At 72.5% G+C, this 14,672-nt stretch carries 4 protein-coding genes; all 4 read left to right on the top strand.

The window, feature by feature from the left end:
• On the top strand, positions 1 to 1,549 hold a 1,549-nt coding region (locus ACWDSL_RS46475; protein WP_450494916.1), incomplete at its 5' end, for an SDR family NAD(P)-dependent oxidoreductase.
• A gap of 45 nt (positions 1,550 to 1,594) precedes the next feature.
• On the top strand, positions 1,595 to 12,370 hold the full coding sequence (locus ACWDSL_RS46470; protein ID WP_450494915.1) for a type I polyketide synthase: 10,776 nt from the start codon (positions 1,595 to 1,597) through the stop codon (positions 12,368 to 12,370).
• 112 nt (positions 12,371 to 12,482) lie between these two features.
• On the top strand, positions 12,483 to 13,538 hold the full coding sequence (locus ACWDSL_RS46465) for a DegT/DnrJ/EryC1/StrS family aminotransferase (protein WP_450494913.1): 1,056 nt from the start codon (positions 12,483 to 12,485) through the stop codon (positions 13,536 to 13,538).
• Positions 13,539 to 13,670: 132 nt separating this feature from the next.
• Positions 13,671 to 14,672, top strand: a 1,002-nt coding sequence (locus ACWDSL_RS46460; protein ID WP_450494918.1) for a beta-ketoacyl [acyl carrier protein] synthase domain-containing protein, incomplete at its 3' end; no start/stop codon positions are given.

Raw genomic sequence — 14,672 nt, 5'->3', positions numbered from 1 at the left:
GGGGGAGGGGGTGGTGGTGTCGCAGGCTCCGGTGTGGGGGTTGGTGCGTGCTGCGGAGGCGGAGAATCCGGGGCGTTTTGTGCTGCTGGATCTGGTGGAGGGTGAGGATGTGGCGGGGGTGCTGCCGTCGGTGGTGGCCAGCGGTGAACCCGAGGTGGCATGGCGTGACGGCCAGATGCTGATGCCTCGGCTGACACGTATGGCCCCGCCTGGAGCACCGGACGTTCCGTCGTTGGGCGGCGATGAGGGAACGGTGCTGGTGACGGGAGGTACGGGCGGAATCGGCGCGGTGATCGCCCGTCATCTGGTGGTGGAGCACGGGGTGCGGCATCTGCTGCTTGTCTCCCGTCGGGGGTCGGCGGCTGAAGGCGCAGAGGCATTGCGGGGTGAGCTGGTGGAGCTGGGCGCATCGGTGGTCGTGGCGGGATGTGATGTCGCGGACCGGGCGTCGGTGGAGAAGCTGCTGGCGTCTGTTCCCCCGGAGCGTCCGCTGACCGCCGTGATTCATGCGGCGGGTGTGGGTGACAGCGGGCTGGTCGGGTCGTTGACCGCTGAGCAGTGGGATGGGGTGCTGCGGCCGAAGGTGGATGCCGCATGGCATCTGCATGAGCTGACGCGCGATATGCCGCTGACCGCGTTTGTGTTGTTCTCGTCGATCGGTGGTTCGGTGGCGGCGGCCGGTCAGGCGAACTACGCGGCGGCGAATGTGTTCCTGGATGCTCTCGCCCAGCATCGGCACGAGGAGGGCCTGCCCGCCACCTCCGTCGCCTTCGGACTATGGTCGGACACCGGCATGGGCGGCCTGCTGAGCCAGGTGGACCGCGCCCGGCTGCTGCGTCAGGGGCTGCTGCCGCTGTCGGCTGCGGAGGGGTTGCGGGCGTTCGACGCGGCGCTGGCTTCCGGCGTGGCGACGGTGACGGCCTCGCGGGTGGACACCGCTGCCCTGCGTACTCGTAAAGGTGAGATCCCCGCGCTGTTGCGCGGGTTGGTCCCGGCGTCGCGCAGGCTGAGCCGGGAGGCCGCGGGTGGCGGTGACGCCGACGGCCTCAAGCGGCAGCTGTCCGGGCTGGACGCACAGGAGCGGCTGGACCTGCTGACCAATCTGGTACGCGGCCATGTCGCCGCCATTCTGGGCCACGGTTCCGCCGACGCGGTCGAGGCGGACCGTAACTTCAACGAGCTCGGATTCGACTCGCTGACCGCGGTGGAACTGCGCAACCAGCTCAACGCGGCGACCGGACTCCGGCTGCCCGCCACCTTGGTCTTCGACTACCCCACCGCGCAGGCCGCCGCGGGGTACATGGCGGCTCAGCTGTCCGATGACACCGAGACCACGGATCCGGCCCTGCGCGAGATCGACCGGCTGGAAGAGCTGCTGTCCTCGGTGTCCGACGACGAACGACGCCGCACCGTGACCGTGCGGCTGCAATCCCTGCTGCTCAAGTGGACCGGTGGCGAGTCCGATTCGGCCTCGGTGGAGTCCCGGATCGGTGCGTCCTCGGCGGAAGAGATCTTCGCCTTCATCGACAACGAGCTGGACCTCCACTGAGCCGACGACCGGCGACCATCTGACCGAATACGGGTGAAGGCTGCTATGGACGACGAAAAGCTCCTCGAATACCTCCGGAAGGTGACGACGGACCTGCACCAGACCCGTCAGCGGGTGCTCGCGCTGGAGACGGGGGAGCGGGAGCCGATCGCGATCGTCGGGATGAGCTGCCGCTATCCGGGCGGGGTGACGTCGCCGGAGGAGCTGTGGCGGTTGGTCGCCGAGGGCACCGACGCCATTTCGGCGTTTCCCACGGACCGCGGCCGGCCGTCCGGCTACCCGGTGGGGCGGGGATGGGACCTGTCGGAGCTGTACGATCCGGAGCCGGGCACGCCGGGCAAGTCGTATACGCGTTCGGGAGGTTTCCTCTACGACGCGGCCGACTTCGACCCGGGCTTCTTCGGGATCTCGCCGCGCGAAGCCCTGCACATGGATCCGCAGCAGCGGCTGTTGCTGGAGACCTCATGGGAGGCCGTCGAGCGGGCGGCGATCGACCCGGCCTCGCTGAAGGGCAGCCGGACCGGTGTCTTCATGGGGTTGATGTACCACGACTACGGCCTCGACGGGGCCTCGGGCTCCATCGCCTCCGGGCGGCTGTCGTACTTCTACGGGCTGGAGGGGCCGGCCGTCACCCTCGACACCGCGTGCTCGTCGTCGCTGGTCGCCCTGCACTGGGCGGTGCAGTCGCTGCGGACCGGCGAGTGTTCGCTGGCGCTGGCCGGCGGTGTCACGGTGATGTCCACCCCCGGGGTGATCATCGACTTCAGCGCTCAGCAGGGACTGTCCGAGGACGGCCGGTGCAAGGCGTTCGCCGAGTCGGCGGACGGGACCGGGCTGTCGGAGGGGGTCGGCATCCTCGTACTGGAGCGGCTGTCCGACGCGGAGCGCAACGGCCACCAGGTGCTCGCGGTCATCCGCGGCACCGCGGTGAACCAGGACGGGGCCTCCAACGGCCTGACCGCGCCCAACGGCCCGGCCCAGCAGCGCGTCATCCGGGAAGCCCTCGACAATGCCCGGCTGACGACGTCGGATGTGGACGCGGTGGAGGCGCACGGCACCGGCACCACCCTCGGCGACCCCATCGAGGCACAGGCGATCCTCGCCACCTACGGCCAGGGCCGGGACGCGAGGCGTCCGCTGCGGCTGGGGTCGATCAAGTCCAACATCGGGCACTCCCAGGCCGCGGCGGGCGTGGCCGGTGTGATCAAGATGGTCATGGCGCTGCACCACGGCACGCTGCCCAGGACGCTGCACATCGATCAGCCGTCGTCCCATGTGGACTGGTCGGCGGGGGCGGTGGAACTGCTGACCGACCCGGTCGAGTGGCCGGACCCCGGGCGGCCGCGCCGGGCGGGGGTGTCGTCGTTCGGTATGAGTGGCACCAACGCGCATGTCATCGTCGAACAGGCGCCACCGGCCGAGCAGGAGCCGGACCCGGGGACCCATGTCCCCCGCGTCGTACCGTGGCCGGTGTCGGCGAAGACCGAGGAGGCGCTGGACGGCCAGATCGAGCGCGTCACCGCGCTTCTGGCGGACACCGGGCCCCGATCGGTGGACGTCGGTTTCTCGCTGGTGACGGACCGGCCCGCCTTCGAACACCGTGCCGTACTGCTGGCCGGTCCGGACGGTGTGGCGCGGGCAGCCCGGAGCGTGGCGCGGCCGGGCGGCGGGCTCGGGTTGCTGTTCTCCGGCCAGGGCAGCCAGCGGGCGGGGATGGGCCAGGAGCTGTACGAGCGGTTCCCGGTGTTCGCGACGGCTCTGGACGAGGTGGTCGGCCACCTGGACCGTCCGTTGCGACAGGTGATGTTCGCGCCGGCCGGATCGGCCGAGGCCGCGCTGCTGGACGAGACGGGGTGGGCGCAGCCCGCGCTGTTCGCTCTCGAAGTGGCGCTGTTCCGGCTGGTGGAGTCGTGGGGGGTGCGCCCCGACCACTTGGCGGGGCATTCGGTGGGCGAGGTGGCCGCCGCTCATGTGGCGGGCGTGTTGTCGCTCGAGGACGCATGCGCGCTGGTGGCGGCGCGCGGCCGGTTGATGCAGGCGCTGCCCGCCGGTGGCGCGATGGTGTCGCTGCAGGCCACCGAGGAGGAGGTGATCCCGTATCTGGGCGAGCGCGTGTCGATCGCGGCGGTGAACGGCCCCCGTTCGGTCGTGATCTCCGGTGACGAGCCCGCGGTGTCCAAGGTCGCGGCGCGGTTCGCGGACGACGGCCGCAAGACCAAACGGCTGGCGGTCAGCCATGCGTTTCACTCCCCGCTGATGGAGCCCATGCTGGAGCAGTTCCGGGCAGTGGTGGCCGGGTTGTCCTTCCAGGCGCCGCGTATCCCACTCGTCTCCGATGTGACCGGCGCGCCCGCGCCGGCGGAACTGGTGTGTTCGCCCGAGTACTGGGTGCGGCATGTACGCGAGCCCGTCCGGTTCGCCGACGGGGTGGCCGCGATGGGCGCGGCCGGCGTGACCGCCTTCCTCGAAATCGGCCCCGACGGCGTGCTCTCCGCCATGGCGCAGGACAACCTGCCGGAGCGATCCGGCGACACGGTCGTGGTTCCGGCGCTGCGCCGGGGCCGGGACGAGGAGACCGCCCTGCTCACGGCGGTGGCCCGACTGCATGTCGCCGGGGTGGCGGTGGACTGGTCGGCCTTCTTCGCCGACACCGGGGCAATCCGGGTCGAGTTGCCCACCTACGCCTTCCAGCGTGAGCGCTTCTGGCCCGAGGCGGCCGGAGAGGAGGAGGCGGACACCCGGGGGGCGGTCCATACGGACCCGGCCGACGCCGAGTTCTGGACCGCGGTGGAGCGGGAGGACATCGAGTCCCTGGCGTCGAGCCTGCGCGTCGACGGCGCCGCGCTGAGCCCCGTCGTACCCGCGCTGTCGTCATGGCGACGGCAGCGACGGGAGCGGTCGCTGGTCGACGGCTGGCGCTACCGGGTCGTGTGGACGCCGCTGGCCGATACGGCGATGGACACCGCCCCCGGGACCTGGCTGGCGGTGGTGCCTGCGGGGTACGCCGGGGACGCGTGGGTGACCTCCGTACTCACGGCCGTTGGGACCGATGCAGTCCTCCTCGAAGTCGACGAGCTCGGCCCTGGTGAGGCGGACCGTACGGCTTTGGCCGGGCGGCTCGCCGAAGTGGCCACGTCCACGGACGGGGCGGGCTTCGCGGGGGTGCTGTCGCTGCTGGCGCTGGGCGAGTCGCCGGTTGCCGAGCATCCCGCCGTGCCCGCCGGCCTGGCGCAGACAGTGGCGCTGGTGCAGGCTCTCGGCGACGCCGGGATCGACGCGCCGCTGTGGTGTGTGACCCGGGGCGCGGTGTCGATCGGCCGCTCGGACCGGGTGGCGAGTCCCGTTCAGACCCAGGTGTGGGGCTTCGGCCGGGTGGCCGCGCTGGAGCATCCGCGGCGCTGGGGCGGCCTGGTCGACCTGCCCGAGGACGTCGACCGACGGGCCGCCCGGCGGCTGGCCGGGGTGCTGGCCGCCGGGCCCGTCGGCGATGGCGACGGCATGGGCGACGGCGATGGCGACGGCAACGGCGAGGACCAGGTGGCGATCCGCCCGTCCGGCCTGTTCGGCCGCAGGCTGGCGCCCGGCCGTACGGAGCGCGAGGAGCGCGGCTTCTCCGTGACGGGAACGGTGCTGGTGACCGGCGGCACCGGGGCGCTGGGCGCGGAAGTGGCGCGCTGGCTGGCCCGCAGCGGAGCTGAGCGGCTGGTGTTGACGAGCCGCCGCGGACCGGACGCGCCGGGCGCGGCCCGGCTGGCGGCGGAGCTGGGCGAGTCGGGCTGCCAGGTCTCGATCGTGGCCTGTGATGTGGCGGACCGCTCGGCGCTGGCCGCCGTGCTGGCCGACATCCCCGCCGACACCCCGCTGACCGGCGTCGTCCACACGGCCGGCGTCGGCAGGTCGGTCCCGGTGGGAGAGATGGGCCCCGCGGACCTTGCCGACATCATGTCCGCCAAGGTGGCGGGCGCGGCCAACCTCGACGCGCTGCTCGGCGACCGGCCGCTGGACCTGTTCGTACTGTTCTCCTCGATCGCCGGGGTGTGGGGCAGCGGCGGGCAGAGCGCGTACGGAGCGGCCAACGCGTATCTGGACGCCCTGGCCGAGGCCAGGCGGGCGCGCGGCGCCACGGCCACGTCGGTGGCCTGGGGCGCCTGGGCCGGGGCCGGAATGGCCACCGAGGAAGCGATGTCCGAGTATCTGCTCCGGCGCGGGCTCGGCCTCCTCGCCCCCGATCTGGCCATCAGCGCGCTGCGGGACGCGGTGACCCGGCAGGACGCGGCCGTGACCGTGGCCGACATCGACTGGGAGCGCTTCGCCCCCGCCTTTCTGTCGGCCCGGCCCAGCCCCCTGCTGGCCGGGCTCCCCGAGGTCCGGCGCGTCCTCGAGCGGGCCCGGGCGGCACGGCAGGGGGAGCGGTCGGCGGTCGCCGCGTTCCGGGAGCGGCTGGAGAGCCTGCCGGACGCCGGGCGCGCCGAGTTGCTGCTCGGCCTGGTCCGCGATCAGGCCGCGGCCGTGCTCGGACACGCCGACGCGGACGCGATCGGCGCCGACCGCGCCTTCAAGGAGCTCGGGTTCGACTCGTTGACCGCGGTGGAGCTGCGTAATGTGCTGGACGCCGTCACCGGCCTGAGCCTGCCGTCCACCCTCGTCTTCGACTACCCCACCCCCCTCGTCCTCACGGACTTTCTGCTCACCGAGCTGTTCGGCGACGGCGACGGCGACGGGTACGAAGTGGCGGCGCCCGCCGTGGTCGCCGGCCGCCACCGGGCGGATCTGCGCGACACCGACGACGACCCGATCGTGATCGTGGGCATGGGCTGCCGCTACCCCGGGGACGTCGCCTCGCCCGAGGACCTGTGGCGGCTGGTGGCCGACGGCCGGGACGCGATGTCCCCGTTCCCCGCCGACCGCGGCTGGCCGCTGGAGGGGGATTACGTACGGGAGGGCGGATTCCTCTCCGCCGCAGGCCACTTCGACGCGGGCTTCTTCGGCATCTCCCCCCGCGAGGCGCTGGCCACCGATCCGCAGCAGCGCCTGCTGCTGGAGGTCGCCTGGGAGGCCCTGGAGCGGGCGGGTATCGACCCGGCCGGTCTGCGCGGCAGCGACACGGGCGTGTTCATCGGCGCCGCCGGGAGCGGCTACACCCCGCCCCCGGAGCTCCAGGGCCGCTACCTCACGGGCGAGGCCACCAGTGTGATCTCCGGTCGGCTGTCGTACACCTTCGGTCTTGAGGGCCCCGCGGTGACGGTGGACACGGCCTGCTCGGCGTCGCTGGTGGCGCTGCACTGGGCCGTTCGGGCGCTGCGCTCGGGCGAGTGCTCCCTGGCGCTGGCCGGTGGCGTGGCGGTGATGGCCAACCCCGGGCCGTTCCTGGCCTTCAACGCACAGGGCGGGCTGGCCGCCGACGGCCGCTGCAAGGCGTTCTCGGAGTCCGCGGACGGCACCGGCTGGGCCGAGGGCGCGGGTCTTGTCGCCCTCGAGCGGCTGTCGCAAGCCCGGCGCAACGGGCATGAGGTGGTGGCCGTCCTACGCGGCTCGGCCGTCAACCAGGACGGCGCGTCGAACGGCCTGACGGCTCCCAACGGCCCGTCCCAGCAGCGGGTGATCCGCCAGGCCCTGGCCGACGCCGGGCTGGCGGCCGCGGATGTGGACGCCGTGGAGGGGCACGGCACCGGAACGCCGCTGGGCGACCCGATCGAGGCCCAGGCGCTGCTCGCGACGTACGGCCGTCGGCCCGCCGAGGCGGCGCCGCTGTGGCTGGGGTCGGTCAAGTCCAACATCGGCCACGCCCAGGCGGCCGCCGGTATCGCCGGGGTCATCAAGATGGCGATGGCGCTACGGCACGGGGCGCTGCCCAGGACGCTGTACGTGGACGCGCCGTCCTCACACGTCGACTGGTCGGCGGGGGCGGTGCGGCTGCTCACCGAACCGGTGCCCTGGCCGACGGGCGACAAGGCCCGCAGGGCGGGCATCTCGTCGTTCGGGATCAGCGGCACCAACGCGCATGTGATCCTCGAAGAGGCACCGGCACCTGTCCCGGCTCTGGAGCGCGGACCCGGCGATGTCAGCGCGCCGTTCGACCGGCCGGCGCCCTGGTTGGTCTCCGGAGCCACCGAGGAGGCGCTGCGCGCCCAGACCGACCGGCTGTTGGCACACCTGGAACGCCACCCCGGCCTCCGGCCGCTGGACGTGGCGTATTCGCTGGCGATGAGCCGTTCCGCGCTCGAACACCGAGTGGCGCTGCTGACCACCGATGACGGGGTCGTGGAGCTGGCCCGGGGCGCGGCCGGTGGCGGTCGCAAGACGGCGTTCCTGTTCGCGGGCCAGGGCTCACAGCGACCCGGTATGGGCCGGGAGCTGTACGACCGCTTCCCGGAGTTCGCGCGGGCCTTGGACGCGGTGTTCGCGCATCTGGACACCCTGCTGGACCGGCCGCTGCGGGATGCGGTGTTCGCCGAGCCGGATACCCCCGAGGCCGCCGAGCTCGACCGGACCGAGTACACCCAGCCCGCGCTCTTCGCACTCGAGGTCGCGCTGTTCCGGCTGCTGGAGTCCTGGGGTGTCACCCCGGACCAGGTGGCGGGCCACTCGATCGGCGAGATCGCGGCCGCCCATGTCGCGGATGTGCTGTCCCTCGCCGACGCGTGCGCGCTGGTGGCGGCGCGCGGCCGGCTGATGCAGGCGCTGCCCGTCGGCGGCGCGATGGTGTCGCTGCAGGCCACCGAGGAGGAAGTGACACCGCTGCTGGCCGACCGCTCCGACCGCGTGTCCCTCGCCGCCGTCAACGGCCCGCGCTCGGTGGTGATCGCCGGGGCCGAGGACGCGGTGCTGGAACTCGCCGCCCGCTTCACCGCCGACGGCCGCAAGACCCGGCGGCTGACGGTCAGCCACGCCTTTCACTCGCCCCTCATGGAGCCGATGCTGGAGGACTTCCGGCGGGTCGCCGAAACCCTTGCGTACCAGTCCCCGCGGATCCCGCTGGTGTCCACACTGACCGGCCGCCCGGCCACGGCGGAGGAGATCGGCTCGCCCGACTACTGGGTGCGGCACGCACGGGAGGCGGTGCGGTTCGATGACGCCGTGCGCCGACTGGGCGACCAGGGCGTGGACACCTTCGTCGAGATCGGTCCGGACGCGGTCCTGTCCGCGCTGACCCGGGACATCCTCGGCGAACGGACCCCGGAGGCGGCCGTGGTGCCCCTGTGCCGCAAGGACCGTGGTGAGGAGGTCTCGGTCGTGGCGGCCCTGGCCGGGCTGTATGTCGCCGGCGCCGGGGTGCGGTGGGAGGCGTTCTTCGCGGGCAGCGGCGCGCGCCGCGTGGAGCTGCCGACGTACGCCTTCCAGCGCGAGCGCTACTGGTCGGCGGCGCTCCCCGCGGCCCACGACGCCTCCGGCCTGGGCCTGACGCCCGCCCGGCACCCCCTGCTCGGCGCCGAGGTGGAACTCGCGGGCTCCCAGGGCGTCCTCTTCACCGGCCGTCTGTCGGTGGGCTCCCACCCGTGGCTGGCCGACCATGTGGTGGGCGGCACGGCGCTCTTCCCGGGCACGGGCTTCCTGGAGCTCGCGACCCGCGCGGGCGACCAGGTCGGCTGCTCCCGGGTGGAGGAGCTCACCCTCGCCGAGCCGCTGGCCCTGGGCGAGCGGGACACGGCGGTCGTACAGCTGTGGGCGGGCGCACCCGACGCGTCGGGCCGCCGGGAGCTGAGCCTGTACTCACGCCCCGCCGACGCCCCCGACCACCCGTGGACCCGACACGCCACGGGCACCCTCGCCCCGGGCGAACCGCACGACACGCCGTACGACACACCCGACGCGCCGGAGGGCGCGGCCTGGCCTCCGCCGGGTGCCGAGCCCGTCGACGTGGACGGCTTCTACGAGCGCACCGCCGCGGACGGATTCGCGTACGGGCCGGTCTTCCAGGGGCTGCGGGCGGTGTGGCGGCGCGGTGAAGAGGTGTTCGCGGAGGCCGCCCTGCCGGAGGAGGCGCGGGACGCGGCCTCGTTCGGGCTGCATCCGGCGCTGCTGGACGCCGCCCTGCACGCGGTGTCCTTCGTGGACCTGGGAGCGGGCGGGGGCGGCCGACTGCCGTTCTCCTGGAACGGAGTGTCGCTGCACGCCAGCGGCGCCTCCGTGCTGCGCGTCAGGCTCGCCGGGGTCGGCACCGACGCGGTGGCACTGACGGCGACCGATCCGGCCGGGGCTCCAGTGCTCTCGGTGGACTCGCTGGTGCTGCGCCTGGTGTCGCCGGACGCCATGGCCCAGGACGGCGGCGCGGTGGCGCGCGACGCCCTGTTCCGCCTGGACTGGATTCCCGCCCAACGCGGCGAGGGCGGCGCGGTGGCGGACGGCGCTACGGACGTCGTCGAGTTGCCGGACGCCACGGCGACGGGACTGGCGGCGCTGGCGACGCTGGAGCCGGTGCCGGACGCGGTGTCGGTGGCCATCGGATCGCCGGAGGTCACGGACGTGGCCGAGGTCCACCGAACTGTCGCGCGGGTGCTCGAACTGGTCCAGACATGGCTGACCGAGGACCGATTCGCCCACTCCCGGCTGGTGTTCGTGACCCGGGGCGCGGTCGCCGACGACGAGGGCACACCAGTGACGGACCTCGCCGCCGCCGCGGCATGGGGGCTGGTGCGCTCGGCCCAGACGGAAAACCCCGGCCGGTTCGTGCTGCTCGACCTCGGCGCGGAAGACGGCACACCGTCGGGGGACCACGGTGTGCCCGCCGCCCACCTGCCCGCTCTGCTGGCGTCGGGTGAGCCGCAGGCCGTCGTACGGGACGGCGCGCTGCGCGTCGGGCGCCTTGCCCGGCTGGCCCCGGACGAGGACGCCACCCAGCCGTGGGACGGCACGGGGACCGTACTGATCACGGGCGGGACCGGCGGTCTGGGCGGCGAGTTGGCCCGCCATCTGGTGACCGGACACGGAGTGCGCCGACTGCTGCTGACGAGCCGTCGTGGGCTGGATGCACCGGGTGCGGCCGAGTTGCGGGCGGAGTTGGTAGAGCTGGGTGCCGAGGTGTCGGTGGTGGCGTGTGATGTGGCGGACCGGGGCGCGGTGGCGGATGTGCTGGCCTCGATTCCGGCAGAGCATCCGCTCACCGCCGTGGTGCATGCGGCGGGTGTGCTGGACGACGGTGTGGTGGAGGCGCTGACACCTGACCGGTTGAGCGTCGTACTGCGTCCGAAGGTGGATGCGGCGTGGCATCTGCACGAGCTCACTCACGACCTGGACCTGGCCGCCTTCGTGATGTTCTCCTCCCTGGCCGGAGTCAGCGGCGCGGCCGGACAGGGCAACTACGCGGCGGCGAACACCTTCCTGGACGCCCTGGCCGCGCACCGCGCCGCACACGGCCAGGCCGCGACCTCCCTGGCCTGGGGCGCATGGGAGCAGAGCGCAGGGATGACCGCGACCCTGGACGGGGCCGAGCTGCGGCGCGGCGCGCGGACGGGCCTGCCACCGCTGTCCGTGGCCCAGGGCCTGGCCCTGTTCGACGCCGCGGTTCCGCTGCGCCATGCCAACCCGGTGCCGGTCCGGATGAACATGGCGACCCTGCGCGCCCACGCCGACCAACTGCCGCCGCTGATGCGCGCACTGGTGCCGCCGGCCCGCCGTACCGCCACCGCCGCCGCTCCGGACGGCACCGGTCCGGACTGGCTGCGCAGGCGCCTCGCCGGGCTCACCGAGGACCAGCAGGACACCGCGGTGGAGGAGCTGATACGCGGCTACGCGGCCACCCTGCTGGGCCACGGCGAGGCCGCGGACGTCCACCCCGAACGCGACTTCCTGGAGCTGGGATTCGACTCGCTCAGCGCGATCGAGCTGCGCAACAAGCTCACCGCGCTGACCGGGCTGCGCCTGTCCCCGATGCTGGTGTTCGACAAGAAGACACCCGCCGAACTCGCCCGCTGGGCACGGCGCGAGTTCGCCGGCCCCGGCGGAACCGGTCCACAGCCGGCCTCGCGGGAGGGGACCGGGGCGTCCGGTGAGCAGGACACCGTCAGCAGGATGTTCCGTACCGCGGTCGTCGAGGACAAGGTGGGCGACGGATTCCATATGCTGCAGGCGATCGCCAAAATCCGGCCCACCTACGACCAGCCGGACGACCCCCGGCATATGGCCCGGCCGGTGTCCCTCGCCGACGGGCCCGCCACGCCCCGCCTGATCTGCCTCAGCTCGACCGTCGTCAACGGCGGTGTGCACCAGTACGCGCGGCTGGCCGCCCACTTCCGGGGCACGCGGCCGGTCTCGGCGATCCCGCTGCCCGGTTACGGCGCGGGGGAGAGCCTGCCCGCCACGGCCGAGGTCGCCCTCCGCACCCTGGTGGCGAGCATCGAGCAGGCCGCCGACCACGACCCCTACGTCCTGGTCGGCCACTCCTCGGCGGGCGCGCTCGCCTACTCCGTCACCGGCCATCTCGAGCGGACCGGCGGACGCCTCCCGGAGTCGGTCGTCATGATGGACACCTTCCGCCCCACCGGTGTGGAGTCGCAGGGCAGCCTGGTCGGCGGGTTGCTGGACCAGATCTTCCGGAGCGAGTCGGAGTTCGGGGAGTTCCACAGCGCGCGGCTGTCCGGCATGGCCCACTGGTTCGAGATCGCCGCACACCTGGAGTACGACCCGGTGCCGGTGCCGGTCCTGTTCCTCCAGTGCGCGGAGGGGTTCCCCGGCGCCGAGTCGGAGTTCGACCGCTGGCGCAGCTCCCCGCTGGATCCCTCGCACACCGTACGGCCGATGGCGGCCAATCACTTCTCGGTGATCGAGGAAAAGGCGGCGGACACCGCGTGCGCGATCGAGGAATGGCTCGTTCCAGGGCGGTGACCGGACCCCGCACCAAAGTGCTCTGGTACTTCCCTTAGAGATTCTGCATTGGGTCGCGGATAGAGTGGCGTAAGGGCAGCGCCCATGGCCCCACGGCTGAATGAGGAATGGCATGACCTTCACATACCAGGCCGCGAGACCATATCTGGTGGGCGCGGAATTGAAGTACGTCACCGAGGCGATCGCTTCCGGGTGGATATCGGCCGCAGGGCCCTATGTCCGGCAGTTCGAGAGCGAATTCGCGCGCTACAACGGAGTGGCGCACGGAGTCTCCTGCTCCTCGGGTACGGCCGCGCTCACCCTGGCGCTGCGCGCCCTGGGTGTGGGCCCCGGCGATGAGGTGCTGGTCCCCGAGTTCACGTTCGTCGCGTCCGCGTGGGCGGTCACCTACACGGGCGCGACGCCCGTCTTCGTCGACTGCGGCGACGACCTGAACATCGACGCGGCGCTCATCGAGTCCAAGATCACGCCGCGCACCAAGGTCATCATGCCCGTCCATGTGCACGGGCGCCGCTGCGATATGGACGTGATCATGCGGATCGCGTTCGAGTACAACCTGCGGGTGATCGAGGATTCCGCCGAGGCGCACGGCATCCGGCCGGTCGCCGACGTGGCGTGCTTCTCTCTTTTCGCCAATAAAATCATCACCTCCGGTGAGGGTGGCATCTGTCTGACCGACGACGGCAGGCTCGCCGAGCAGATGGCGCATCTGCGTGGCATGGCCATCGGGCCCGAGCACGACTTCCTGCACAAGAAACTGGCCTACAACTTCCGTATGACCAATTTGCAGGCCGCAGTCGCTCTCGGGCAGCTGGAGAAGATAGACGAATTCCTCGACCGGCGCAAGAAGATCGAGGCGTATTACGACGCCGGACTCGGGGAAATCAAGGAAATCACCCGTATGCCGCCGCGGGATGTGCTGTGGATGTACGACGTGCTGGCCGAGCGCCGCGATGAACTGTGCGCGTTTTTGGCCGAGGAGTCGATCGAAACCAGGCGGTTCTTTCAGCCGATGAGCAAGCAACCCCTCTACTTCGATCCGGACTGGGCGTCTTTGAACGCCAGCCGCTTCACCGCGGATGGCCTGTGTCTGCCCACCCACACCGGACTGACCGAGGCGGACCAGGACTACATCATCGGCAAGGTCGCGGAGTTCTACGGGCGTTGACCCGGGCTGCCGGGTGTGTTGGGCCGGCGCGGGGCCGGACGAGACAACTTGTGTGTGGGGAGCGGAGCGTTGAGTCCATCCGAGTCCAGTCCTGCCGACCGGCCCGGTACACACCGGGGAAGTGCCATCGCCGTGGTGGGGCTGTCCTGCCGGCTGCCGTCCGCGCCGGACCCCGCGCGGTTCTGGGAACTGCTGCGCGACGGCGTGAGCGCGGTGTCCGAGCCGCCTCCTGGCCGTCGCGGACACGTCCACCAGGAAAACGCCCACCTCGAAAACGCCCACCACGAAAACGGCGGCGGCGGCCCCGGCCACGGCGGCTTCCTGGCGGACGTCGACCGCTTCGACGCCGAGTTCTTCGGGATCTCCCCGCGCGAGGCCCGGGCGATGGACCCGCAGCAGCGCCTCATGCTGGAGCTGGGCTGGGAGGTGCTCGAAGACGCCGGAATGCCGCCGGACGCCGTCCGCGGCAGCGACACCGGAGTGTTCGTCGGCGTGACCGCGGACGACTACGGCGCCCTCGACCGGCGCAGGGGTGTCGCGGACATCGGCCACCACACCCTCACCGGGCTGAACCGCAGCATCATCGCCAACCGCGTCTCCTACTTCCTCGGGCTGCGCGGCCCCAGCCTGGTGGTCGACACCGGGCAGTCGTCATCCCTGGTCGCGGTCCACCTCGCCTGCGAGAGCCTGCGCCGCGGCGAGTCACGGACCGCGCTGGCCGGCGGTGTCCAGCTGAACCTCACGCCCGAGAGCACCGAGGCCGCGGCCCGCTTCGGCGGACTGTCCCCGGACGGCCGGTGCTTCACCTTCGACGAGCGCGCCAACGGCTACGTCCGCGGTGAGGGCGGCGGTCTCGTCCTGCTCAAGCCGCTGGCGGACGCCGTGGCCGACGGCGACGAGATCTACTGCGTCATCGAGGGCGGCGCGGTCAACAACGACGGCGCCGGGGACGCCCTGACCACCCCCGACCAGCGGGCCCAGCAGGCCGTACTGCGCGCGGCCTGCCGCCGCGCGGGCGCCGACCCGACCGCCGTACGGTACGTCGAACTGCACGGCACCGGCACCCGCGTCGGCGATCCCGTCGAGGCCGCCGCCCTCGGCGCGGTGTACGGGGCCGACCGCCCCGCCGACGAG

This window comes from Streptomyces sp. NPDC000941 (assembly GCF_053599555.1).
This window is presented reverse-complemented; position numbering and strand designations above follow the sequence as displayed.